The 24,392-nt window shown below is 67.8% G+C and carries 25 protein-coding genes; 11 read left to right on the plus strand and 14 right to left on the minus strand.

Annotation, left to right across the window (positions count from 1 at the left end):
* Positions 1 to 88: 88 nt before the first annotated feature.
* The 6 genes from OXR08_RS03670 to OXR08_RS03695 all read right to left on the minus strand — a co-directional run bounded on the left by OXR08_RS03670 (position 89) and on the right by OXR08_RS03695 (position 4,012).
* Positions 89 to 709 (minus strand): MarC family protein, encoded by a 621-nt coding sequence (locus tag OXR08_RS03670; protein ID WP_267347854.1) that lies wholly within the window; start codon positions 707 to 709, stop codon positions 89 to 91.
* Between the two features lie 5 nt (positions 710 to 714).
* The gene (folD, locus tag OXR08_RS03675; RefSeq protein WP_149681331.1) at positions 715 to 1,590 is read right to left on the minus strand and encodes a bifunctional methylenetetrahydrofolate dehydrogenase/methenyltetrahydrofolate cyclohydrolase FolD; all 876 of its coding nucleotides are present in this window, start codon (positions 1,588 to 1,590) and stop codon (positions 715 to 717) included.
* Positions 1,587 to 1,859: a DUF167 domain-containing protein gene (locus tag OXR08_RS03680; protein WP_267347734.1), complete on the minus strand. Its 273-nt coding sequence runs from the start codon at positions 1,857 to 1,859 to the stop codon at positions 1,587 to 1,589. Before OXR08_RS03680 ends, folD begins: the two co-directional genes overlap by 4 nt.
* A gap of 39 nt (positions 1,860 to 1,898) precedes the next feature.
* Positions 1,899 to 2,204: a YggT family protein gene (locus OXR08_RS03685; protein WP_149681333.1), complete on the minus strand. Its 306-nt coding sequence runs from the start codon at positions 2,202 to 2,204 to the stop codon at positions 1,899 to 1,901.
* Between the two features lie 250 nt (positions 2,205 to 2,454).
* Positions 2,455 to 3,354, minus strand: coding sequence for an acetylglutamate kinase (argB, locus tag OXR08_RS03690; RefSeq protein ID WP_112381687.1), 900 nt, complete (start codon positions 3,352 to 3,354; stop codon positions 2,455 to 2,457).
* Positions 3,355 to 3,376: 22 nt separating this feature from the next.
* Positions 3,377 to 4,012 carry a queuosine precursor transporter gene (locus OXR08_RS03695; protein WP_112381688.1) on the minus strand — a complete coding sequence of 212 codons (636 nt, stop codon included), beginning with the start codon at positions 4,010 to 4,012 and terminating at the stop codon, positions 3,377 to 3,379.
* A 166-nt stretch (positions 4,013 to 4,178) separates the two neighbouring features.
* Here OXR08_RS03695 and OXR08_RS03700 point away from each other — a divergent pair, with 166 nt between their 5' ends.
* Positions 4,179 to 5,438: a NupC/NupG family nucleoside CNT transporter gene (locus OXR08_RS03700; RefSeq protein ID WP_112381689.1), complete on the plus strand. Its 1,260-nt coding sequence runs from the start codon at positions 4,179 to 4,181 to the stop codon at positions 5,436 to 5,438.
* A gap of 88 nt (positions 5,439 to 5,526) precedes the next feature.
* Here OXR08_RS03700 and OXR08_RS03705 read toward each other — a convergent pair whose 3' ends face one another.
* Positions 5,527 to 6,165 carry a nicotinamidase gene (locus OXR08_RS03705; RefSeq protein WP_267347738.1) on the minus strand — a complete coding sequence of 213 codons (639 nt, stop codon included), beginning with the start codon at positions 6,163 to 6,165 and terminating at the stop codon, positions 5,527 to 5,529.
* Entirely contained in the window at positions 6,162 to 7,031 is an 870-nt protein-coding gene (locus OXR08_RS03710; RefSeq protein ID WP_112381691.1) for a 3-hydroxybutyryl-CoA dehydrogenase, read from the minus strand. The genes OXR08_RS03705 and OXR08_RS03710 overlap by 4 nt, the downstream gene beginning before the upstream one ends.
* 78 nt (positions 7,032 to 7,109) lie before the next feature.
* Here OXR08_RS03710 and OXR08_RS03715 point away from each other — a divergent pair, with 78 nt between their 5' ends.
* Both OXR08_RS03715 and OXR08_RS03720 read left to right on the plus strand, forming a co-directional pair.
* On the plus strand, positions 7,110 to 8,228 hold the full coding sequence (locus OXR08_RS03715; RefSeq protein WP_267347741.1) for a DUF1176 domain-containing protein: 1,119 nt from the start codon (positions 7,110 to 7,112) through the stop codon (positions 8,226 to 8,228).
* 14 nt (positions 8,229 to 8,242) lie between these two features.
* Positions 8,243 to 8,866, plus strand: coding sequence for a YbhB/YbcL family Raf kinase inhibitor-like protein (locus tag OXR08_RS03720; RefSeq protein ID WP_267347743.1), 624 nt, complete (start codon positions 8,243 to 8,245; stop codon positions 8,864 to 8,866).
* A 445-nt stretch (positions 8,867 to 9,311) separates the two neighbouring features.
* Here the strand turns inward: OXR08_RS03720 and OXR08_RS03725 are convergent, their stop codons facing one another.
* Both OXR08_RS03725 and OXR08_RS03730 read right to left on the minus strand, forming a co-directional pair.
* Positions 9,312 to 10,331, minus strand: a complete 1,020-nt coding sequence (locus tag OXR08_RS03725; RefSeq protein WP_240313392.1) for a GGDEF domain-containing protein — start codon at positions 10,329 to 10,331, stop codon at positions 9,312 to 9,314.
* Positions 10,332 to 10,449: 118 nt separating this feature from the next.
* Positions 10,450 to 10,986 carry a peroxiredoxin gene (locus OXR08_RS03730; RefSeq protein ID WP_112381695.1) on the minus strand — a complete coding sequence of 179 codons (537 nt, stop codon included), beginning with the start codon at positions 10,984 to 10,986 and terminating at the stop codon, positions 10,450 to 10,452.
* 92 nt (positions 10,987 to 11,078) lie between these two features.
* Between OXR08_RS03730 and OXR08_RS03735 the strand changes: the two genes are divergently transcribed.
* Entirely contained in the window at positions 11,079 to 11,885 is an 807-nt protein-coding gene (locus tag OXR08_RS03735) for an inositol monophosphatase family protein (RefSeq protein ID WP_267347746.1), read from the plus strand.
* 13 nt (positions 11,886 to 11,898) lie between these two features.
* Here OXR08_RS03735 and OXR08_RS03740 read toward each other — a convergent pair whose 3' ends face one another.
* Entirely contained in the window at positions 11,899 to 14,004 is a 2,106-nt protein-coding gene (locus OXR08_RS03740) for an AsmA family protein (protein ID WP_267347748.1), read from the minus strand.
* A gap of 165 nt (positions 14,005 to 14,169) precedes the next feature.
* Here OXR08_RS03740 and rpmI point away from each other — a divergent pair, with 165 nt between their 5' ends.
* From rpmI to OXR08_RS03775, 7 genes are all read left to right on the plus strand, one after another.
* Positions 14,170 to 14,373, plus strand: a complete 204-nt coding sequence (gene rpmI, locus OXR08_RS03745; RefSeq protein ID WP_007406658.1) for a 50S ribosomal protein L35 — start codon at positions 14,170 to 14,172, stop codon at positions 14,371 to 14,373.
* A 23-nt stretch (positions 14,374 to 14,396) separates the two neighbouring features.
* Positions 14,397 to 14,768, plus strand: coding sequence for a 50S ribosomal protein L20 (gene rplT / locus OXR08_RS03750; RefSeq protein ID WP_267347762.1), 372 nt, complete (start codon positions 14,397 to 14,399; stop codon positions 14,766 to 14,768).
* A gap of 393 nt (positions 14,769 to 15,161) precedes the next feature.
* Positions 15,162 to 16,286 (plus strand): phenylalanine--tRNA ligase subunit alpha, encoded by a 1,125-nt coding sequence (gene pheS / locus OXR08_RS03755; protein ID WP_267347764.1) that lies wholly within the window; start codon positions 15,162 to 15,164, stop codon positions 16,284 to 16,286.
* Positions 16,283 to 18,670 carry a phenylalanine--tRNA ligase subunit beta gene (pheT, locus tag OXR08_RS03760; RefSeq protein WP_267347766.1) on the plus strand — a complete coding sequence of 796 codons (2,388 nt, stop codon included), beginning with the start codon at positions 16,283 to 16,285 and terminating at the stop codon, positions 18,668 to 18,670. The genes pheS and pheT overlap by 4 nt, the downstream gene beginning before the upstream one ends.
* Complete coding sequence (locus OXR08_RS03765; protein WP_267347768.1) at positions 18,663 to 19,535, plus strand: aldose 1-epimerase family protein; 873 nt, start codon at positions 18,663 to 18,665, stop codon at positions 19,533 to 19,535. The genes pheT and OXR08_RS03765 overlap by 8 nt, the downstream gene beginning before the upstream one ends.
* A gap of 484 nt (positions 19,536 to 20,019) precedes the next feature.
* Complete coding sequence (locus OXR08_RS03770; RefSeq protein WP_267347770.1) at positions 20,020 to 20,523, plus strand: hypothetical protein; 504 nt, start codon at positions 20,020 to 20,022, stop codon at positions 20,521 to 20,523.
* Positions 20,524 to 20,887: 364 nt separating this feature from the next.
* Positions 20,888 to 22,414 (plus strand): peptide chain release factor 3, encoded by a 1,527-nt coding sequence (locus tag OXR08_RS03775; RefSeq protein ID WP_267347772.1) that lies wholly within the window; start codon positions 20,888 to 20,890, stop codon positions 22,412 to 22,414.
* Here OXR08_RS03775 and OXR08_RS03780 read toward each other — a convergent pair.
* The 3 genes from OXR08_RS03780 to OXR08_RS03790 are packed head-to-tail and all read right to left on the minus strand — an operon-like array spanning position 22,392 to position 24,325.
* Positions 22,392 to 23,678 (minus strand): MFS transporter, encoded by a 1,287-nt coding sequence (locus tag OXR08_RS03780; RefSeq protein WP_267347774.1) that lies wholly within the window; start codon positions 23,676 to 23,678, stop codon positions 22,392 to 22,394. The genes OXR08_RS03775 and OXR08_RS03780 overlap by 23 nt on opposite strands.
* Positions 23,679 to 23,687: 9 nt before the next feature.
* Entirely contained in the window at positions 23,688 to 24,023 is a 336-nt protein-coding gene (locus OXR08_RS03785; RefSeq protein ID WP_267347776.1) for a MerR family transcriptional regulator, read from the minus strand.
* 5 nt (positions 24,024 to 24,028) lie between these two features.
* Positions 24,029 to 24,325: an integration host factor subunit alpha gene (locus OXR08_RS03790; protein ID WP_112384154.1), complete on the minus strand. Its 297-nt coding sequence runs from the start codon at positions 24,323 to 24,325 to the stop codon at positions 24,029 to 24,031.
* Positions 24,326 to 24,392 lie beyond the last annotated feature (67 nt).

The following is a 24,392-nucleotide window of genomic DNA, read 5'->3' on the forward strand; positions in this document are numbered from 1 at the left end:
GTCGCAAGGGAACCCCGGTGGCGTGCAGCCACCGGGGTTTTGCGCGTCGCCCCTATATAAAGACTCGCGCGCGCGGGGGATCGCCCGTTCAGCGCAGGCTGGCCGTCACCCCGTCGATCACGAACTGCACCGCCAGCGCGGCGAGCAGCACGCCGAGCAACCGGGTGATCACCGCCTCGATCTTGGCGCCCATCAGCCGCATCAGCGGCCCGGCCATCAGCAGCGCGATCAGCGTCAGCACCAGGATCGACACCATCGCCCCCAGCACCACCAGCGACCGCTCGATCCCGCTGTTCCGGCTCATCAGCAGCATCACCGACGCGATCGATCCCGGCCCCGCGATCATCGGCATCGCCATGGGGAAGATCGACACGTCCTCGACCTCCGGATCGTCCGCCACCTTTGCCGCCCGGTCCTCGCGCCGTTGCGTGCGCTTCTCGAACACCATCTCCAGCGCGATCAGGAACAGCATGACCCCGCCCGCGATGCGGAACGAGGGCAGGCCGATGCCCAGACCGTGGAGCAGCGCCTCGCCGAACAGCGCAAAGACGAACAGGATCGCCGCCGCCACCGCCACCGCGCGCACCGCCATCGCGCGGCGATGCGTCGCCGTCGCGCCGGCCGACAGCCCGGCATAGATCGGCGCACAGCCCGGCGGGTCGATCACCACGAAAAAGGTGACGAGCGACGAGAAATAGAGTTCGACCAGCCCGTTCACAGCAGGGTTTCGTCGATCGACACGCCCATCCGACGCCCGGCGGACACCAGCGTGTTGCGCAGCAGCACCGCGATGGTCATCGGGCCGACGCCGCCCGGCACCGGCGTGATCGCACCGGCAACGGCGCGCGCACCCTCGAAATCCACGTCGCCGACCAGCCCGGTCTCGGTACGGTTGATGCCGACGTCGATCACCGTTGCACCCGGCTTGATCCAGCCACCCTCGATCAGCTTCGGGATGCCCACCGCCGCCACGACGATATCGGCCGCGCGCACCTTGGCGGGCAGGTCGCGGGTGCGGCTGTGCGCGATCGTGACGGTGCAGCTTTCCTGCAGCAACAGTTGCGCCATCGGCTTGCCGACGATGTTGGACCGGCCGACCACCACCGCATCCAGCCCGGCCAGCGTGCCATGCACGTCGCGCAGCAGCATCAGGCAGCCCAGCGGCGTGCACGGCACGAAGCCCGGCAGGCCCGTCGCCAGCCGCCCGGCATTGACCGGGTGGAAACCGTCGACGTCCTTGTCCGGATCGATCGCCTGGATCACCGCCTGTGCATCGAGATGCGCAGGCAGCGGCAGTTGCACCAGGATGCCGTCCACCGCCGGATCGGCGTTCAGCGCGGCGACCAGGGCCATCAGCGTCGCCTGGTCGATATCGGCGGACAGGCGATGCTCGAAGCTTTCCATCCCCGCTTCGCGCGTCGCGCGGCCCTTGGACCGGACATAGACGCTGGAGGCCGCATCCTCACCGACCAGCACCACCGCCAGTCCGGGGGCGCGGCCGGCCGCCGCCTTGAAGGGTTCGACCTGGGTGGCGATGCGGGCTCGCAGGCCCGCGGCATAGGCTTTGCCGTCGATGATCGTAGCGCTCATGCCCCAGTGCCATAAAGCGCGGCGGCGGTGCGCGCCAGCGTCTCCGCGTCCCCGTCCAGATGCAGGCGCTTCAACCGCGCCGTCTCACCCGCGACCAGCCGCACCGCCCCTCGCCGCAGGCCAAAGGTCTTGGCGACCAGCGCGATCAATGCTGCATTGGCCGCACCATCGACCGGTGCCGCCGCCAGCCGTGCGGCCAGATGGTCGGCCGTCCCGGATGCAAGCATGTCGCGCCCGGCGCGCGGCGTCACCCGGACGGCGATCTGCAACCCGCCCTCCCGTGGGGTCCATGCCGGCACGGCCGCGGATCAGCCGACGACGACGCCGTAGCTTTGCTGCATGATCGCCGTGCCCACCAGCCGGTCCAGGATGATGATCGCCAGCAGCACGACCATGGGCGACAGGTCCAGCGCCCCGAAATCGGGCAGGATGCGCCGTACCGGCCGGTACAGCGGATCGGTCATCCGCTGGAGCGCGTACCAGATCGTCCGCACCATGTCGTTCGACGTGTTGATGACGTTGAACGCGATCAGCCACGACAGGATCGCCTGCACGATGATGATCCACCACGCGACGTTGAGCAGAATCTGGAGAATCTGGAGGATGTAGATCAACGCACGCGCTCCGTTTGGATGATGCCCGTTTATCTAGGCCCCATGCGCTGGCCCGGCAACGCCTGCGGTATATTTCGGGCCGTGGTGCCGGCGCCTCAAAGGCTTTTTGGAAATTGGCGAAAGAGCCAATTTCGGGCGGTGCCAGTCCGCTCCCCACCCGACCTCCCATCAAGGATACTCTGTGGGAGGTCGGGTGGGGGAGCGGGCTGGCACCGCGAAATGCGCCCACAGCGCATTTCTAAACGGACTCTCAGCGCCGGACCAGCGTTCCCGCGCCGCGCCGGGTAAAGATCTCCAGCAGCATCCCGTGCGGCACGCGTCCGTCCAGGATCACCGCGGCATCCACGCCCGCCTCGACCGCAGATACGCAGGTCTCCAGTTTGGGGATCATGCCCCCGGAAATCGTGCCGTCGGCGCGCAGCGCGGCGATCGCTTGCGGGTTCAGGTCGGTCATCAGCTCGCCCTGCTTGTCCAGCACGCCCGCCACGTCGGTCAGCAGGAAGAAGCGCGATGCGCCCAGTCGCGCGGCGATCGCACCCGCCATGGTGTCGGCATTGATGTTGTAGGTATGGCCATCGGTGCCGATCGCGATCGGCGCGATCACGGGGATGATGCCGTCCGCCGACAGGCTGTGGATCAGCCGCGGGTCGACCGATACCGGCTCGCCGACGAAACCGAGGTCGACATGCCGCTCGATCCCCTGTTGCGGATCGGCCTCGCGCCCCCGCACCTTTTCCGCGGTGACCAGACTGGCGTCCTTGCCCGAGATGCCGACCGCACGGCCGCCGGCCGCCGCGATCCAGCTGACGATTTCCTTGTTGATCGATCCGGCCAGCACCATCTCGGCGATGTGCGCGGTTTCCTTGTCGGTCACGCGCAGGCCGTTGACGAACTGCGACTCGACGCCCAGCCGCTTCAGCATCGCGCCGATCTGCGGTCCGCCGCCATGCACGACGACTGGATTGATCCCCACCGCCTTCAACAACACGACGTCTTCGGCGAAGTCGCGCTGGCGCTCGGGGTCGCCCATCGCATGGCCGCCATATTTCACCACGAACGTCTTGCCCGCATAGCGCTGCAGATAGGGCAGCGCCTCGGTCAGCGTCTCGGCCTTGGCGAGCAGGGCGGCGTCGGGCGTATGATCGGTCATGCCGCGCCCCTTAGCGAAAGGCTCAGGCGCGATCCAGCCGCCGGCCCAGTCCGACGAACACATAGATCAGCGGCGGCACGATCAGCGCGGACAGCGCGACCTTGGCGATCATCTGGCCCACGATCAGCGGCCCGATCGGAAATTCGCCGTAGAATGCGATGGTGACGAACAGCAGCGTGTCGACCACCTGGCTCAGCATGCTGGCGACCGCGGCGCGCAGCCACAACAGCTTGCTCCCCTCCGCACCTTTCAGCGCGGCAAAGATCGTCACGTTCAGCGTTTGCGAAATGCCATAGGCGACGATCCCGCCCAGCCAGATGCGCCACGTCGTCCCCAGGATCAGCTGGATCGCGTCGCGATTGGCCGGCACCATTTCGGGCGAGGGCGGCAGGATCCACACCACCCAGGACAGGAACAGCGAGACGAGCAGCGGCACGAAGCCCACCTGCACCAGCCGGTTCGCGGTCGCGCGGCCATGCAGCTCGGCCACCGCGCTGGAGGTGACGACGAGCAGCAGGAAGGCGAAGATGCCCGCCTCCACCGCCAGCGGCCCCAGGGACACCTGCTTGTTGCCCAGCACGCCGGCAATGCAGACCATGCCGCCGTAAAAGATCGAAAGCGCGAACAGCGAGCGCGACAGCGCGATGGGTCGGTCCATGTCCCCTGCTAACGCGTCGCGCGCGAAGGTCAATTCGGGATGGCGGCATCCGGTCCCGCCTGTCGGACAATCAGCCTCTAGCCGCCTTGCGCCGGTGCCCCTATGCTATGGTGCCGCGCAGCCGGGGGGCCGCGTCGCCTTGATCCTAAGTCACGCCGGGAACAGCATGAATCGTATCGCCATCGGCTTGGCCGGTATTGTCGTTATTCTGGCGATCGCCGTCGCGCTGTCCGCCGATCGCCGGGCGATCCGCCCGCGCGTCGTGGGGGCCGCCTTCGCGCTCCAGGCCGGCATCGCCGTCCTCGTCCTCTATGTGCCGTGGGGCAAGCGCATCCTGCAATTCCTGTCGGGCGGCGTCGCGGATCTGCTCGGCTATGCGAATGCCGGCACCAACTTCCTGTTCGGCGCGCTCGCCACCGATCCGCTCGGCCGCAACTTCGCGATCCAGGCATTGCCGGTGATCATCTTCTTCGCAGCCCTCGTCTCGATCCTCTATTATCTCGGCATCATGCAGTTCGTCGTGCGCTGGCTGGGTGGTGCGATCGAGCGCGTGATCGGCGTCTCCAAGGTCGAGTCGCTGTGCGCGGCGGCCAACGTCTTCGTCGGCCAGTCCGAATCGCCGCTCGTCATCCGCCCCTATCTCGCCGGCCTGACTCCGGCGCAGCTTTTCACGGTGATGACCAGCGGCATGGCGGGCGTCGCCGGCACCATCCTGGCCGCCTATGCCTCGATGGGCATCTCGATCGAATATCTGCTTGCCGCCTCGTTCATGGCGGCGCCCGGCGGCATCCTGATGGCCAAGATCATCATGCCCGACCGGATGGAGCCGCCCGCCGGACAGTTGCCGCTCGGCGACAATCTGGAGGACGAGCAGATCGCGCTGGCCGAGGCGACGCATGACGAGGAACGCCCCGCCAACATCATCATGGCCGCAGCGCAGGGCGCACAGACCGGCGTGAAGCTGGCGGTCGCGGTCGGCGCGATGGTGCTCGCCTTTGTCGCGCTGGTCGCGCTGGCAAACGGCCTGCTCGGCGGCATCGGCGGCTGGTTCGGCCTGCCGGGGCTCAGCTTCCAGGCGCTGCTCGGCTATGTGTTCCAGCCGATCATGTTCCTGCTCAACGTGCCGTGGAACGAGGCGGCGATCGCCGGCGGCCTGTTCGGCGAGAAGATTGTGCTGAACGAGTTCGTCGCCTATATCGATCTCGGCAAGCAGGCCGCGCAGCTTTCGCCGCGCACCGTCGCGGTCGTCACCTTCGCGCTGTGCGGCTTCGCCAACTTCTCCTCCATCGCGATCCAGATGGCGGTGACGGGCAGCCTCGCCCCCAACCAGCGCCCGACCATCGCCCGCCTCGGCATCCGCGCGCTTGTCGCCGGCAGCCTGGCGAACCTGATGTCCGCGGCATTGGCGGGACTGCTGATCGTATAAGGCTGACGCGCCGGTTCAGTGCCTGATCCCTCTCCCACCGGGAGAGGGAGGGAGGCGCGTCAGCGCCGGAAGGGTGAGGGCGGCCCCCTCACCCCAACACCACCCCCGCCGCCGCGAACTCCGCTTCCGCCACGTCCACCGTCGTGCGACCATCGGAAACCGGCATGCCGATCGCCCGCGCATGGTCCTTCAGCACCACCGCGCCGAACCCCTCGCGCACCGCGTCCAGCGCCGACCACGCCACGCAGAAGTCATAGGCCAGCCCGACGAACACGCAGCGCCGCACGCCCAGATCGCGCAGCGCCCCCGCCAGTCCGGTTCGCGTCACCTTGTCGTTCTCGAAAAACGCCGAATAGCTGTCGACCGCCGTGTTGATGCCTTTGCGTAAGATCAGCCGCGCCCGGTCGACCGCCGGCATCACCGCGGGGTGGAACCCGGCACCGGCCGCCCCCCGGATACAGTGATCCGGCCACAATACCTGCTCGCCGTAAGCCATCGTCATGGTGGAAAAGGGCGCCGCCCCCGCATGGCTGCTCGCAAAGGAGGAGTGCCCCGCCGGATGCCAGTCCTGCGTCACCACCACGGTGGCGAACGCGGCCGACAGCGCGGCGATCGGCGCCATCACCGCATCGCCGTCCGTCACCGCCAGCGCGCCGCCCGGACAGAAATCGACCTGCGGGTCGATCACCACCAGCGCGTCGCCCGGCTGCACCGCGAATCCGCTCACCGCGTCGGCACCGGCTCGTCACCCGAATAGTCGTAGAAGCCGCGACCCGTCTTGCGGCCATACCAGCCCGCCTCGACATATTTCACCAGCAGCGGCGCCGGGCGGAACTTGGGGTCGCCCGTCCCTTCGAACAGCACGCGGGTGATCTCCAGACAGGTATCCAGCCCGATGAAATCGGCCAGCGTCAGCGGCCCCATCGGGTGGTTCAGCCCCAACTGGCACGCCGCGTCGATATCCGGGATCGTCGCCACGCCTTCACCGAGCGCGAAGCACGCCTCGTTCAGCATCGGCATCAGCACGCGGTTGACGATGAAGCCCGGCGCGTCGTTCGCGCGCACCACCCGCTTGCCCAGCTTCTGTGCATAGGCCTCCACCGTCGCCACCGTCTCGTCCGACGTGGCCAGCCCGCGGATCAGCTCGATCAGGCCCATCACCGGCACGGGGTTGAAGAAATGCACCCCGACGAAGCGCGCCGGATCGGGCGATGCCTGTGCCAGCCGCGTGATCGGAATGGACGAGGTGTTCGACGCCAGCACCGCATCGGCGCGCAGCACGCGGCCGACATCCTCGAAGATCGCGCGCTTGATCGCCTCGCGCTCGGTGGCCGCCTCGATCACCAGATCGCAGTCGCCCATTCCGGACACGTCGCCCACCGGCTCGATCCGGCCGAGCAGCGCATCGGCATCGGCGCGCGTCATCTTCTCCTTGGCGACCTGCCGGTCGAGCTGTTTGGCGATGCCCGCCTTGCCCTTTTCCGCCCGTGCCAGATCGGTATCGGCCAGCAGCACGCGAAAGCCCGCGCCTGCGGACACCTGCGCGATCCCTGCGCCCATCTGTCCTGCCCCGATCACGCCCACTGCCTGCATGTCCACACTCTCCTTGGTCGTCGTTGCGCCCGCCCTACCGGGTTCGGAACGCAGCGACCAGCGGCGGGTTGAAGGACCATGCACCCGATCCCGTCCGCCCTGGCCTTCGCGCTCGTGCTCACCGCCTGCAACCAGGCGCCACCCGCTGCGCCTTCGCCCGATCCCACCGCGACGCCGGCCACCACCCCGACACCCGCCGCCGCCACCCCGGCCGCCGCCGCCGACTCCGGCGTCACCCCGAAGCTGGCCGATATCCGCGTCTTCCGGGACTGGGCGATCGCCTGCGACAATGGCGGCCTGTGCGAGGCGGCATCGCTCGCCGCGGGGGAGAACGGCGTGCTCGGCACCGGGCTGATCGTGCGGCGCGAGGGCGGCCCCGACGGCGCCGTCTCCGTGCTGCTGCGCAAGGCCGATGGCCAGGTGGATACCGCCGCGGTCCAGGTCGACGGCAAGGTGGTGGCGCAGGGCCGACCCGATGGCGAGTCGCGCCTGCTCCTGACCGGGGACACCGCACGTCGTCTCGTCGATGCGATGATTGCCGGCCGCGTCGCCAGCATCCGCGTCGGGGAGCCGGTGGCCCTGTCGCTGTCCGGCCTGTCCGCCGCGATGCGCTATGCCGACGATCGACAGGGCCGCGTCGGCACCGTCACCGCGCTCGTCGCCAGGGGCGATCGATCGGCCGACACCGTGCCCGCCGCCCCCGCCCTGCCCGTCGTCCGCGCCGCGAACCTTGCCGGCGCCCCTGCCGAAACGCCCACCGCCGCCGCCATCGCCGACATGCGCCGCCAACTGGAATGCCCCGCGGACGAGTTCGGCCCGGTCAGCCAGGACGGCTATCGCCTCGACGCGCGCACCACGCTTATCCTGCTGTCCTGCGGCTCGGGCGCCTACAACTTCATGACCAGGCCGCTGCTGCTCCGCGACGGCAAGCTGGCTCCGGCGCCGTTCGACATCGCCATGGATTTCGGCGAGCCCAAGCCCGCCGGCACACCCGCCACGCTGGTCAACGCCGACTGGTCGGCCGACACCGGGCGGCTGACCAGCTGGGCCAAGGGCCGCGGCCTCGGCGATTGCGGCAGCCTTCAGCGCTTCGCCTGGGACGGCACGCGCTTCCGTCTGGTCGAGGCCAAATCGATGACCGAATGTCGCGGTGCGATCGACCTCGTCAGCATCTGGCGCGCCGACGTGACCCGCTAACAGGAGACAAGGCCATGCTCGAACATCTCCCCGCCTGGCTCGGCAAGGCTCTCGGCACCGTCCGCGCCGGAGCCGACGGATTGATGATCGCCCGGCCCGACCTGGGTCGCGGTTTCGACACGCTGTCGCTCACCAGCCCCGCCTTTGCCGATGGGGGGCGCCTGCCGCCACGCTTCACCGCGGATGGCGAAGGCGTGTCGCCGCCGCTCGTCTGGGGCGATCCGCCGGCGGGCACCGCCCAGCTGGCCCTGATCGTCGAGGATGCGGACGCGCCGACGCCGCAGCCGTTGGTCCATGCCATCGTCTGGGCGCTGCCGCCCGGTGCCGGTCATCTGGAGGAGGGCGCGATCGTCGCCGATGCCGCGGGCACGACCGATGGCGGCGATGTCGGGCGCAATTCCTATCTGCGGGAGGGGTGGCTGCCGCCCGATCCGCCGTCGGGGCATGGCGAGCACCGCTATGTCTTCCAACTGTTCGCGCTCGGCGACGATGTGGCGGATCCCGGCGATACGCCCGGGCGCGGTGCGATACTGGATGCGATGGCCGGCCATGTGCTGGCGGCCGGGGTCCTCGTCGGCACCTATTCGCGCCAGGAGGAAGCACCGGTGGGTCCGGTTGGCGCGGTGGCGCCGGGCTGATCGTCCCGTCCGGCGGACAGGGCTCAGCCGATCATCAGCTGGGTCTGTCCGGCGATCAGGAGGACGGTGGTGCTGAACGCGGCAAAGCCGATCAGCAGGCTGCGGGTGATGGTCATCACGATGGTTCCTTTGGCCGGCCGGATCAGGCGATCGGAACGACGGGAACGGCGGCGCTGATCGCGATGGCGGCGAACACGAGCGCACCGGCGACCGAGGCGAGCTGGTGGCGAAGCGTGGAGAGCTGAAACATGGGTCTTGTCCTTGGGTTTGCCGATCGAAGGACCATCCGACGATCGATACCCAAGGCTTTGCAGAACCCGTGCCAAATGCCGAAACCCGCGGATTTTAGCCGATTTTTTAAAACCTGCCTGTCGCTATTGGCATAATCCGCCAACGGCCATCGGCATTTCCCGCCAAGGATCAGCGGAAATATCAGGCGTGTGCGTCAGGCCGCGCAGACCTGGTCGCGACCCTGGCTTTTGGCGGTGTAGAGAAGCTGGTCGGCGCGGACGAACGCCCCTTCGTGGCTGTCGTCCGCGCGAATCGCGGTGACCCCGGCGGAGAAGGTGACCTGTCCGATGCCTTCCTCCGTGTCCCGCACCCGAAAGCGCCGCGCCGCCACGTCGGCACGCGCCGAATCGAGCAGGGCCGCCGCGTCGGTGAGCGACACGCCGCCGAGCAGGATCGCGAACTCCTCGCCGCCATGGCGGCTGACCAGATGCCCTTCGCACGCCTTGGCCAGCATCTGCCCGATCACGCTCAACACCCGGTCGCCGACATGATGACCATGGCGGTCGTTGATCAGCTTGAACCGGTCGACGTCGCACACCGCGATGCAACAGGGTTCCTCCACCTTGCGGCACGCGGCGAACGCTTCCTCGAACGCCAGCCGATTCGCCAGACCGGTCAGCGGATCGCGCCGCGCCGTCTCACGCGCCTCGGCCAGCTTGGCGCGCAGCGCATCGGCCTCCGCCGTCGCTTGGGCCAGCCGCACCTCGGTATCGCGAATCCGCGCGATCATCCCGCCGGTCAGCGACGCGATCTGGTCCAGCCCGGCAACCGTCGGCTGGCGCGTGATCGCCGCCGCACTCTCTTCCAGATCGCGCCCGAAGCCCTGCGTCACCGCGTGCATCACCCGCACCGTTTCCGCAAACCCCTCCACCTGGCTCTGCGTCGCCGCCACCAGCGCATCCGACCGCGCCTCGGGTGAGGGTTCGAAGGTCCGTACCGGGGCCGGTGCGCTCTGCACGGGCGGGCCGTTCACCACCGCGCCGCCCAGCCGGATCACGTCGTCATGCGCCAGCCGCACGCCACCATCGGTCAACGACGCCACCGCACGCGCCGTCGGCCCGTCGGGGTCCGTCATCAGGGCATGGACGAAACTGTAATGCGCCGGGTCCGGACTCAACCGGTGATCCGCCAGAAACTGGCCGATTCGATCGAACAGGTCTTCCTTTTCGATCATGTCAGACCGCTTGGCACGAAACATTCAACCCTCCCACAGGTCGATACGGCCTAGAACAGAACGGTTGAGAATGGGTGACCAACATAGTCATTTCGGATCGGTCGCGGTGCGCGCCGGATCAGCGTGGCAGCGCGCGCACCGCCGCCAGCGTCGTGGCGACATGCTCGGCCGGGTTCATGTCGTCATGGACAAAGGCGATTCGGCCGTCGCGCCCGATGACGTAGCTGGTCCGCGTCGTCACGCTGCGGCCCTGCACTTCGCGGCCCAGCGCCACGTCATAGCCCTTGACCACCGCCGGCCCGGCGCTCGCCACCGGGAACTTGCCCGCGCATTCGGAGGCCGAGAAGGGCACCAGCCGTTCCACCGGGTCCGCCGACATGCCGATCACCTGCGCACCCGCGGCGCGGAATTCCCCGATCTTGTCGGCAAAGGCGCGCGCTTCCGCATTGCAGCCGCTGGTGAAGGCGGCCGGGAAGAAATACAGCACCACCGGCCCCTTCTTCAGCTGCTGCGCCAGATGCACCTGGAACGGCTTGCCCGCCACCGCGCCACGGGTGGTGAAATCGGGTGCCTTGGCACCGGTCTTCAGGCTGGCACCGGCCGGTGCGGCAAGGATGCCGGCGGCCATCATGGCGGCGATCAGGGGCAGGCGCATGGGTCAGGTCTCCAGGGTCGTTGCCCTGTCGCTAGGCGTTAACCACGCACCCGTCCATTGCCGTTTTCCGACCATTCTCCTAGGTCGCGGACATGGCTGTACATTCTTCCGATATCGCGCTCGCGATGCACCTCGCCGATGCCGCCGGTGCCGCGATTCGCCCCTGGTTCCGCCGCGCCGATATCGGATTGGAAATCAAGGACGACCGCTCCCCCGTCACCCGTGCCGACCGCGAGGCGGAGGCCGCGATGCGCCGCCTGCTCGATGCCGAACGCTCCGGCGACGGCGTGGTCGGCGAGGAATATGGCACCAAGGAGGGCGTCACCGGGCGGCAATGGGTGCTGGACCCGATCGACGGCACGCGCAGCTTCACCGTCGGCCGCCCGATCTTCGGCACGCTGATCGCCTTGGTCGAGGATGGCTGGCCGATCCTCGGCATCATCGACCAGCCGATCGCGGGCGAGCGCTGGCTGGGCGTCGCCGGCCGCCCGACCACCTTCAACGGCCAGCCCGCCCGCACCCGCGCCTGCCCGCAACTGGACGGCGCGATCATCGCCACCACCAGCCCGCACCTCTTCGCGGAGGGCGACGTGCCGCACTATATGGCGCTCGTCGCCGCGATCAGCGGCGGCAACCCCCGCCAGGGCCCGGTCTATGGCGGCGATTGCTATAATTACGGCCTGCTCGCCTCGGGGCACCTCGACATCGTCGCCGAATCGGGCCTGCAACTCTACGATTTCGCTGCACTCGTGCCGATCGTGGAGGGCGCCGGCGGCCGCATGTGCGACTGGAACGGCGACCCCCTCACCGCCGCCAGCCCCGGCCATGTCCTCGCGATCGGCGACCCCGCCCGCACCGACGACGTGCTGGAAGCGCTGCACGGCGTTCACGAGCATTAAGGCGCCCCCGGCCCTAGAAAATACCCAGGAACTTCTTGCGCTGCGCCTTGCGTTCCGGCTCGCTCTGCTTGCCGTCCTTGCTCTTGGCGGTCGTGCCCTTGCCGACATCCTCGCGCTGCTCGCCATCCTTGGTCTTCTGCGCACTGGCCCGCGCGCCTGCCAGCACCGGGCCGCATGCCGCCGCCTTGGCATCGCCCACATCGACAAAGGCCAGCACGCCCGCCAGCGGCGTCGCCACCACCGCCAGCCCCAGTCCCGCGCCCGCGCGCGCCAGCAGGTCGCCGCTGATCGGATTGATCCCCGGCGCCGCGAAGCTGCCGGTCAGCCCGACCGGCGACTGGCCGGAGAACAGGCTGACCCGCTTGCTGTCCGCACGAAACGCCAGGTCGATCGCTTCGTTGCGGAAGCTGAAGCCGCCGCGCGCCACGATCACGTTCTTGCTGGTGTCGATCAGCACCGGGTCGGCCGCGGCGATCCCGCGCCGGACGGTGAAGCCGATCAACCCGCAATTGATCCGCACCGGCTCCTTCAGCCGCTGCTCGAACATCTTCTGGACGAAGGTGCCCAGATCCAGCTCGGCCAGCTCGGCGTTGCGCGTCCACAGCGTACCCGCCGGCAGGATGAAGGCGATCCGCCCGTTCGCACTGGCCAGCGAATCGTGGATCGTGTCGCCCCGCCCGTTCAGGTCGACGCGCCCCTTCACCACGCCCGACGTGCCCGCCTCAGCCACGCCCCAGCCCGCCAGCAACCGCCCCAGCGGCGTCGGCGCCAGCCGAATGTCGTAGTGCACCGCGCTCGGCCGCGGCCGGGTGTCGAACGTCACGTCCGACGCCACATTGCCGCGCGCCATCGCAAAGGTCAGCGGCGACAGCACCAGCTTGCCCCGCTCCAGGTCCAGCGTCAGGTCGACATCGCTGATCGGCAGGTTGCGCGACCGCACCCGCCCGATCGTCCATTTCAGGTCCGCATCGAACCGCTGCATCGTATCGATGGGGAAGCGCGCATCTGGTAACAGCCGCTGTCCCCCCGCGCCCGTCGCGGCCGCCGCTGCAATGGCGCCCTTGTCGGCGACGATATCGGGATTGTAGCCGATGAAGGGCGCGGCATCGATGATGTCCAGCGTCCGGGTCGCCAGCGTCGAATCGAGGTGCAGCCGCGTGCCATTGGTGATGGTCAGCGTGCCCGCCAGATCGGTATCGCCCGCCTTGCCCGTCATCTGGGTGAAGCGGTACACCTCGCCGTCCTTCACCAGCCGGCTGCGCAACTGGTAGGCGCGCGTTTGCGGGATCGCCACGTCGATGATCGCCAGGAGCGTCGACAGGTCACGCCCGCGCGCGCTCGTGCGTAGCGGCACATTCTCGATATCCGCGATCGACGGCAGCGTCCCTGCGACATCGACCACATTGCCCGCCGCGCGCATCCGCGCGACCAGCTCGTTCTTGCCGCGGTTGACGGTGGCATCGGGCGACAACAGCCGCGCGGTCACGGTGAACGGCGTGCCGCGGATCAGCCCTTTGCCCTTTACCCCCACCGCCTTGCCGATGCGCGCATCCTCGGACCGGATATCCTCTATCCCCAGGTCGGCGAGCAGCCGCATGCGCGGGTCGACATAGCGCACGCTGGTGCCGCGCACGCTCGCCACGTCGATGCGCGGGAAGTCCAGCGGCTTGCCGCCCTTCTTCTCGCTGAACGTCCAGCTGTTGGTCGAATGGTCCGGCTTCCATTCCAGGTCGACCGCGCCGTTCTGCAGGTCCAGCCAGTATAGCCGCCGCTTCCCGAAGATCAGCGAGAGGGGCGCGATGCGCGTGTCGATCCGGTCGGCGGTGAACAGGTTCGGCCGGCTCGCCCAGGCCGGATTGGAGATCGCCAGCCGCTCGGCATAGAGCTTGATGCGCAACGGCGCGAAATAAAGCTGGAAGTCGCCGCCGACGCGCACCGTCCGGTTGGTCAGCCCGCCGACGATCGATTCGAACGGCCGCTTCAGGAACCGCCCCTTGGTGACGAACAGCACCAGCCACACCGCAAGGATCGCGATCAGGATGCCCGCCCCCACGCGCAACAGGATGCGCCTGCGCCGGGATGTCTCCGGCGTGCCCGCCGTCGGTGTGGCCGTTTCCATGCCTGTGCCAAGCGCCCGACGCCCGTTACGGTTCCGCATCGGTTGCAAAGCGCATGGTCCCGCGTTAAGGGCCCCGCTTCCTCGATCCTGCGCGTGGAACGATGGCCCGGCCAGTATGGGCTGCCGCGGCTGTTATTCGCATGGGGTCAAACCGAAAGGACCAAAATGCCCAAGCTCAAGACCAAGAGTGGCGTCAAGAAGCGCTTCAAGCTCACCGCCACCGGCAAGCTGAAGCACGGCGTCGCCGGCAAGCGCCACCGCCTCATCAGCCACAACGGCAAGTACATCCGCCAGAACCGCGGCACCTCGGTCCTCTCCGACGCCGACACCAAGACCGTGAAGGCCTGGGCGCCTTACGGCCTGAACTGAGCGACAAGGGAAGGATTTAGGATATGGCACGCGTCAAGCGCGGTGTAACCACCCGGGCCAAGCACAAGCGGATTCTCGGTGCAGCCAAGGGCTATTATGGTCGCCGCAAGAACACCATCCGCATCGCCCGTCAGGCCGTCGAGAAGGCTGGCCAGTATGCGTATCGCGACCGCAAGGTTAAGAAGCGGACCTTCCGTGGTCTGTGGATCCAGCGCATCAACGCCGGCGTCCGCGCCGAAGGCCTGAACTATTCGCAGTTCATGCACGGCCTGAAGCTGGCGGGCATCGACCTGGACCGCAAGGTCCTGGCCGACATCGCCATGCACGAGAGCGCAGCCTTCTCCGCGATCATCGCGCAGGCCAAGGCGGCGCTTCCGCAGGAGCGGGCGGCCTAAGCCTGGCTCGCCAGGCTTAGGACTCGCCACGGCGGGCGGCGGGGTCGGCGCAGCCGACCACGTCCGACGGCGTGGCAGCCCTCAAGCGATTTGAGAACAGGGCGTCGGTGGCAACACCGGCGCCCTTTCTTCTTCTCCGCCCTCTCCCCACCGGGGAGCATCAGGTAAACAGCACGCCGCGCTGTTTAGTCCATGCCGGGGGCATGGACGACCTAATGCTGGAAGGGACCCGCGGCGCAGCCGTGGGGAGGGTGAGGGGCAGACCAGCAGTGCTGCGCTGCTTGGCATCCCCTCACCCTCCCCTCGCTTCGCGACGGGCCCCTCCCTCTCCCCGAGGGGGAGAGGGTATCCCACTCTTTCGCTTTCGCCCCTCCGCCGCTAGGGCTCCTGCGCATGGTGACCGACACACATGAACTGGACCAGCTTCGAGCCCACCTGCTCGTCGCGATCGAAGCCGCCACTGCGCTCGACGCGCTCGACACGGTACGCGTCGACGCCCTCGGCAAGCAGGGCCGCATCACCGGCCTGCTGAAGACCCTCGGCAAGATGACCCCCGAGGAGCGCCAGCTCCAGGGCCCCGCAATCCACGGCTTGCGCGAATCCGTCACCGCGGCGATCGCCACCCGCAAGGCGGCACTGGAAAAGGCCGCGCTCGACGCCAGGCTCGCGGCCGAAACGCTCGACATGACGCTGCCCGTCGATGCCGTCGCCCCCGGCACCGTCCATCCGGTTTCCCAGGTGATGGACGAACTCGCCGAAATCTTCGCCGATCTCGGCTTCGCGGTCGCCACCGGGCCGGAGATTGAGGACGACTGGCACAATTTCACCGCGCTCAACATCCCGGAATCGCACCCTGCGCGCGCGATGCACGACACATTCTACTGCGAGGAACCGAGCGCGGCCCGCGGCGGCGGCTTTGCCGACGCCGCGGGCCGCGCGACGCGGATGCTCCTGCGCACGCACACCAGCCCCGTACAGATCCGCACGATGCTGGAGCAGAAGCCCCCGATCCGCATCATCGCGCCCGGCCGCACCTACCGTTCCGATTCGGACGCCACCCACACCCCGATGTTCCATCAGGTCGAAGGGCTCGTCATCGACAAGGGCATCACGCTCGGCCATTTGAAATGGACGCTGGAAACCTTTCTCAAGGCGTTCTTCGAGCGTGACGACATCGTCCTGCGCCTGCGCCCCAGCTATTTCCCCTTCACCGAACCCTCGGCGGAGGTCGATGTCGGATTCTCGATGGTGAAGGGCAAGCGCGTGATCGGCGGCGCCGAAGGCTGGATGGAGGTGCTGGGCTCCGGCATGGTCCATCCCAAGGTCATCGCCGCCTGCGGGCTCGACCCGAACGAGTGGCAGGGCTTTGCCTTTGGCTGCGGCATCGACCGGCTCGCCATGCTGAAATACGGCATGGACGATCTGCGCGCCTTTTTCGACGGCGATATCCGCTGGCTGAAGCATTACGGCTTCGCCGCTCTCGACGTTCCCACGCTGTCCGGAGGGGTCGGCGCATGAAGTTCACGCTGTCCTGGCTCAAGGACCATCTCGACACCGCCGCCACCCTCGACCAGATCGTCGACGGCCTGACCCGCATCGGGCTGGAGGTGGAAGGCGTCCACAATCCCGGCGAGGCGCTGGCGCCCTTCCGCGTCGCCAGGGTCCTCTCTGCCGAGCGCCATCCGCAGGCGGACAAGCTGCAGGTCCTGTCGGTCGATGCCGGCGATGGCCCGCTCCAGGTCGTGTGCGGCGCCCCCAATGCCCGCGCGGGCCTCGTCGGCGTGTTCGGCGCGCCCGGCGCCTATGTCCCCGGCCTCGACGTGACGCTCAAGGTCGCGGCGATCCGCGGGGTCGAATCGAACGGCATGATGTGTTCGCTGCGCGAGCTCGAACTCGGCGAAAGCCATGACGGCATCATCGAGCTGCCGGCCGACGCCCCCGTCGGCACATCGTACGCGGATTATGCCGGCCTGACCGACACCGTCATCGACGTGTCGATCACCCCCAATCGTCAGGATTGCATGGGCGTGCGCGGCATCGCGCGCGACCTGGCCGCCGCCGGCCTCGGCACGCTCAAACCGCTGGATGTCGCGCCGGTCCCGGGCGAAGGCCCCGGCCCCGATGTCCACACCCAGGACACTGCCGGCTGCCCCGCCTTCTATGCGCAAGGGGTCAGCGGCGTCGTGAACGGCGCCTCGCCCGAATGGCTGCACCGCCGCCTGACCGCCATCGGGCAGAAGCCGATCTCCGCACTGGTCGACATCACCAACTACATCACGGTCGACCTCGGCCGCCCCTTGCACGTCTACGACCGCGCCAGGCTGCAAGGCGGCCTCGTCGCCCGCAAGGCCCGCGACGGCGAAACCGTCGAGGCGCTGAACGGCAAGACCTATACGCTGACCGACACGATGACCGTCATCGCCGACGACGTCGCGGTGCACGACATCGGCGGCATCATGGGCGGCGAGCATTCGGGCGTTTCGGACGCGACCACCGACATCATCGTCGAATGCGCGTACTTCGACCCCGACCATATCGCCCGCACCGGCCAGGCGCTGGCACTCACCTCGGACGCGCGCCAGCGGTTCGAGCGCGGCGTCGACCCCGCCTTCCTCGACGACGGCCTTGCCATCGCCACCCGCATGGTCCTCGACCTGTGCGGCGGCACCGCCAGCAGCGTGACGCGTGCCGGCGAGCCCCCGCGCGACGCGCGCAGCTACGCCTATGATCCCGCGCTCGCCGAAACGCTGGGCGGCCTCGCCGTTCCCGCCGACCGGCAGCGGGCGATCCTCGAATCGCTCGGCTTCACCGTCGCCGACGACTGGCAGGTCACCGCCCCCAGCTGGCGCCGCGACGTGGACGGCCCCGCCGATCTGGTCGAGGAAGTGATCCGGATCGAGGGCATCGACAAGGTCGCCCCCGTCGCCCTTCCCCGCGCCGCCGGCGTCGACCGCCCCACCGCGACCGCGCAGCAGAAGCTGGAACGCCGCGTCCGCCGCGCCGCCGCCGCCCGCGGCCTCGACGAAGCGGTAACGTGGAGCTTCATCGCGGACACGCAGGCCGCGCCCTTCGGCGGCGGCGCATGGCGCCTCGCCAATCCGATCAGCGAAGACCTCAAGGTCATGCGCCCCTCGCTCCTCCCCGGCCTGCTCGCCGCGACCGAGCGCAACCTGAAGCGCGGCGCCACCACCATCCGCCTGTTCGAGATCGGCCGCCGCTACCTCGCCGATGCCGAGCGCCCGACGCTGGGCGTGGTTCTGGCCGGCGACAAGCGTGCACGCGGCTGGCAGGGGGGCAAGGCGGCCGCCTTCGACGCGTTCGATGCCAAGGCGGAGGCGCTGGCCCTGCTCGCGCAAGCCGGCGCGCCGGTCGATAACCTGCAGGTCATGCCCGTTGCGGACGGCGCCGAGGGAAGCGCCTGGCATCCCGGCCAGTCCGCCACGCTGCGCCTGGGGCCGAAGACGGTCCTTGCCGCATTCGGCATCGTCCACCCCTCGGTGTGCAAGGCGTTCGACCTCGACGGCCCCGTCGCCGCGGTCGAGATCTATCTCGATGCGCTGCCGCCCAAGCGGGCGCCGAAGGATGGGGGCGGCTTCATGCGCCCCGCCTACACGCCGCCGGCCTTGCAGGCCGTCCGCCGCGACTTCGCCTTTCTCGTGCCCGATACGCTTGCGGCGGACAGCCTGGTCCGCGCGGTCAGGGGCGCGGACAAGAGCGCGATCGTCGCCGCCCGCGTCTTCGACCTGTTCGTCGGCACCGGCGTTCCCGAAGGCAGCAAGTCGATTGCGGTCGAGATCGTCCTTCAGCCCGCGCAGAAGAGCTTCACCGAGGACGAGTTGAAGGCCATCGCCGACAAGGTCGTCGCCGCCGCCGCCAAGCAGGGAGCACAGCTACGTGGCTGAGGACTGGATCACGATCCAAAGCGGATCGCTTGCCGCTGCGATCAACCCGCTCGGTGCCGAACTATCCTCGCTCACCGACGCGGACGGCCGCGAGTTGATGACGAACGCCGATCCCGCCTTCTGGACCGGCCGCGCGCCCCTCCTCTTCCCCGTCATCGGACTGACGCAGGACGGCATCCGCATCGATGGCCGGCGCTACGCCATCCCCAAGCACGGCTTCGCCCGCCACAGCCGCTTCACGCTCGTTTCGCACGACGAAGCGCAGGCGGTGTTCGCGCTGGAGGATTCGGCGGAAACCCGCGCGGTCTATCCTTACGCTTTCCGGCTGGAGGTCACCCACCGGCTCGACGGCGCGACGCTGGTGACCGAGGCGCGCATCATCAACCGCGGTGAAGGTCCGATGCTCGCCAGCTTCGGCTTCCACCCCGCCTTCGCCTGGCCGCTCCCTTACGGGCGGGACCGCGCCGACCACCGCATCGTCTTCGCCGCCGACGAACCGGGCAAGCTGAAGGCGATCACCCCGAACGGCCTGATCGCCGCCGAGGAGCGCGCCAGCCCGCTCCACGGCCGCACCCTCCACCTCGCCGACGCCCTCTTCACCGACGACGCCCTCGTCTGGTCCCCCGCCCACTCCCGCCAAGTCACCTACGGCGCAAGCTCCGGCCCCCACCTCGACATAGCCTTCCCCCACACCGACAAACTCGGCATCTGGACCAAACCCGGCGCCGCCTTCATCTGCATCGAACCCTGGCATGGCATCGCCGACCCGGAAGGTTTTACGGGCGAGTTCAGGGACAAGCCGGGTGTGTTCGAGGTGGCCGAGGGAGGGGAGAAGGTGATCGCGATGTCGATCACGCTGGGGTGATCGCATCGCGCCCGCAGGTAAACGGAATCGACTTAAGCTGCGCCTCCCCTTCTAAGATAGGCGCGTCGATCGATCTTGCGGCGCTTGGCGGTGTATGTCGATACAATCACAGACGGTCGCAGCGGTGAACGCATTCTCGAAACGATCGGGTTCTGCGCACACTCCAGGGCAGGATGACCTCACCTTGATCCGTTCGTGTCGAGTAGAGATCGAGTAGCTCCACAGGAGCGTATCGAGAGCTCGTATCGAGACGGCACCCCACGCGGCGCCGTGTTTCTCGATACGCGTCGTTGCCCCTACTCGACAACTATTCGAGGCGAACGGGGGATCAATCCAACATCATTTCATTGCAGGACACGTAGTGTCAGCCTCGGCAATCCAAATTGTTTCGATCACTCTCGGCACAGCCTGGCCTGTCTTCGGAAGCCGGTGTTGGAACCGATATCAACTCCGCAGTGCTCCCATCTCGAAAGACGATCTGCAATTGCTGCCCCTGAAGCCCCCACTGCTCCGAGCTTTCCATCTGTTTCCAAAAATTGCCAGCGACGTTATTAGCGCCCGCATCCCCACAGCCAACGGCTGTTTTAACCAACGCACGATTGGCGGCATTTACAATTCGGCCTCGTTTACCGACCTCAGCCGGGGACCATGCCAAGCCAGTGCTGACGCTGTTGCAGATGGCCGTGCCATCGATCCCGCCATCGGTTCGGAAGCGCACGGTCGCCAACTCGATGCCGGACTGTCCGACTTTTACGTTCTGGAACTCGCGAAGACCCCAGTAACGATCGGCAACCGGATTCTCTGTCGCCGTATGTGCGGTGCCGCAGCCGGCCAAGCACATCGCAATCAGGAGAGTTGGGCAACACCGCGCCATCAAGCTACCCTTCCGCACCTTTTTCGCAACCGCAGATGTAACATGAACGAGACGAAATATAAGTTGTCATTGTGTACAACGACGATCGTCAATTTTTCGATTGGGAACCTCTAACAAGACATGCCACGATACCGGCAGAAGGGCTTCAAAGCAGGTTTAGCTTTACCGCAGTTCGCCCCGCATCGGATTTTTCCGATACACTCCGTTGGACGTGGAAAAAATGGCGCCCGCGCAATCGTCACGCGACCGAGTTTGCCAGGGCAGGTCACTACATCGTTGGACGGCACAAACGTACTGCCCCACCCCCAAGCGGGAACAAACGCTGTCCTACACGCCCGTTTTCTGCAACAGGCGACCAAGTGAACGGACGCACGCCCTCCCCCCTTTCCGCCCCTGCCCCATGCAGGCCCCGCGGAAGTGGACACGGCAGGGGGGACGTAGTGTCCACTTTTAACCTTTTGCCGATCCGAGCCCGCGCATGACCTCCCCCCGCCGCACCTTTGCGATCATCTCCCACCCCGACGCGGGCAAGACGACGCTCACCGAAAAGCTGCTCTATTTCGGCGGCGCGATCCATCTCGCCGGCGAGGTGAAGGCGCGCGGCGCCAACCGCCGCGCCCGTTCCGACTGGATGAAGATCGAGCAGCAGCGCGGCATTTCCGTCACCTCCTCGGTGATGACGTTCGAGCGGGACGGCGTGACCTTCAACCTGCTCGACACACCGGGGCACGAGGATTTCTCGGAGGACACCTACCGCACGCTGACCGCGGTCGACTCGGCGGTGATGGTCATCGACGCCGCCCGCGGTATCGAGGCGCAGACGAGGAAGCTGTTCGAGGTCTGCCGCCTGCGCTCGGTCCCGATCATCACCTTCGTCAACAAGGTCGATCGCGAGGGGCGCCCGCCCTTCGAGCTGCTCGACGAGATCGCCGATATCCTCGCGCTCGACGTCTGCCCGATGAGCTGGCCCGTCGGCATGGGTGGCGAGTTCCAGGGCATCCTCGACCTCACCACCAACCGGGTCAGCCGGCCGGAGGGGGACAGCCGCACCTTCCAGGGCAAGGTGGAGGATGCGCCGACGCTTCCCGATGCGATCGCCGAGGAGATCGAACTGGCCCAGGCCGGCTATGCGTCCTTCGACGGCGAGGCGTATCGCAATGGCGACCTGACGCCGGTCTATTTCGGGTCCGCGCTCAAGGATTTCGGGCCCTCCGAACTGATCGCCGCACTGGCCGATTTCGCGCCGCCCCCGCGCCCCCAGCCTGCCGAGCCCGCACCCGTCAGCCCGGATGAAAAGGAAGTCACCGGCTTCGTCTTCAAGGTGCAGGCGAACATGGACCCGCAGCACCGGGACCGCATCGCCTTCATGCGGCTGTGTTCGGGCACCTTCAAGCGCGGCATGAAGCTGACGCCCACCGGCCATGGCAAGCCGATCGCGGTCCACTCCCCCATCCTCTTCTTTGCACAGAACCGCGAAGTCGCGGACGAGGCGTATCCGGGCGACATCATCGGCATCCCCAATCACGGCACGTTGCGCGTCGGCGATACGCTGTCGGAGCGCGCCGATATCCGCTTCACCGGCCTGCCCAATTTCGCGCCCGAAATCCTGCGCCGCGTCGTCCTGAAGGATCCGACCAAGACCAAGCAGTTGCGCAAGGCGCTGGACGACATGGCCGAAGAGGGCGTGACGCAGGTCTTCTATCCGGAGATCGGCTCGAACTGGATCATCGGCGTCGTCGGCCAGCTTCAGCTCGACGTGCTGCTCTCGCGCCTCGATGCGGAGTACAAGGTGGCCGCCGGGCTGGAGCCGGCGCCGTTCGACACCGCCCGCTGGGTGTCCGCCGAAGATCCGGCCGATCTGAAGGACTTCGCCGACCTGAACCGCTCGGCGATGGCGCATGACCGCGACGACAATCCGGTCTTCCTCGCCAAGTCCGCCTGGGAAGTCGGCTATATTGCCGACCGCTATTCCAAGGTCCGCTTCATGGCGACCCGCGAGCGGTGACGCCCTCCTCCACCCACCAGTCGCGCCGCAGCGGCCGCACCGCCAGCAAGCCCAGCAGCGCGGCAACGAGGTAGAAGCCCAGCGTCCCCACCACGGCATAGCGCAGCGCATCCGCCCCGAACCGCACCGTCATCGCATCCGACAGCGCCCCCATCACCAGCGACCCCAGGCCGAGCCCGACAAGGTTGTTGATGAGCAGGAACGAGGCGGAGGCGGTGGCGCGCATCTCCGCGGGCACCAGATGCTGGATCGCGGTGGTCACCGGCCCCAGCCACAGGATGTTGAGGCCGTGCGGCACCAGGAACAACGCCCAGGCCAGCGTCGGCGAATCGACCAGCAGCCCGCCGGCGAACAGCGGCACCGTCACCATCCACGCCAGCGCCGGCAACCGTGCGAACCAGCCCCGGTCACGCGCGCCCAGCCGGTCCCCCAGCCAGCCCCCCGCCAGCACCCCCGCGCTACCCCCGATCAGCAGCAGCGATCCGACGAACTGGCCCACCTGCCCCAGATCGAACCCCAGGCTGCGCACCAGTACGGAGGGCACCCAGAAGGCCAGCCCATAGCCGCACAGCGAACTCGATGCCGCGGCAAAGCCGAGTAGCCAGAAACTCGGCTTGCGCGCCAGGATCGCGAAGACCGCGCCGACCGGCATCCGCACCGGGTTTGCTCGTCGCACCGGCTCGCGCACCACCCAGCGAAAGATCGGCGCCAGCACGAGGCCGGCCGCGCCCGCGGCGATGAACGCGGTGCGCCAGTCCACCGCCTTGGCCAGCGTTCCTCCGAGCAGCGCCCCTGCCGCCAGCCCCAGCGGCACACCCAGCGAATAGATCGCGAGCGCCCGCGCCCGTCGCTCCGGCGGGAAGCTGTCGCTGATCATCGCATAGGAGGGCGCCACGCCGCCCGCCTCGCCGACCCCCACGCCGACCCGGAACGCGAAAAGCTGCCAGAACCCCGTCGCCAGCCCGCACAGCGCGGTAAAGCCGCTCCATACCGCCAGCGATCCGGTCACCACCCAGCTTCGGCTGGTGCGATCCGCGACGATCGCGAGGGGCACCGCCAGGGTGGAATAGAGCAGCGCAAACGCGATCCCGCCCAGCGCCCCCAGCTGCGTATCGCTAAGCCGCAACTCCGCCTTGATTGGATGGGCCAGGATGCCCAGAATCTGCCGATCGAGGAAGTTCAGGCTGTAGACGAGCAGCAACATCGCCAGCACGACCCATGGACGATTGGGTGCGTGCCGGTGCGATGATGGGGAAGCGGTCATCCGCCGATGCTATCGCGCCTGTATGTCGCACGCCAGCGCGGTTGCCAGTCCGTGGCGGATGATGCGCAGCGTCGCCACCATGTCCGGCTCCGCCTCCACATCCAGAAGCTGCTGGACGCCGCGGATCGTATAGCCCTGCTGGTGCAGCAGGCGATCGATGCGGCGGACCAGTGCCACATCCTCGGCACGGTAATATCGCCGGTTGCCGGCCCGCTGCAGCGGCTTGAGCTGCGGAAACCGCGTTTCCCAATAGCGCAGCATGTGCTGCGGCAGCCCCGTTTCCCTGGCGAGTTCGCCGATCGTCCGAAACGCGCGATCCGCCTTGCCGGAGGACGCGACGGCCATCGCCGTCAGCCGGCGATGATGCGATCGCGCATCATCTGGCTGGCGCGGAACGTCAGCACCCGGCGCGGTGCGATCGGCACCTCGATCCCGGTCTTGGGATTGCGCCCGATCCGCTCGCCCTTGTCGCGCAGCACGAACGTGCCGAAACCGGAAATCTTGACGTTTTCGCCGCGTGCCAGCGCATCGCACATCTCGTCCAGGATCTGTTCGACCAACTGCGACGAGTCGGTGCGCGACAAACCCACCTCATGGTGCAATGCCTCGGCCAGGTCCGCGCGTGTGAGAGTGCCCCCGATCATCATCCTATCCCCAACTATGACGCAATCGTTGCTATCACACAGGTAAATAGGACCGAAAGGGATTTATTGA

Origin of the sequence: Sphingomonas sp. GM_Shp_2 (assembly GCF_026540875.1) — a bacterium.
Classification (GTDB): domain Bacteria; phylum Pseudomonadota; class Alphaproteobacteria; order Sphingomonadales; family Sphingomonadaceae; genus Sphingomonas; species Sphingomonas carotinifaciens.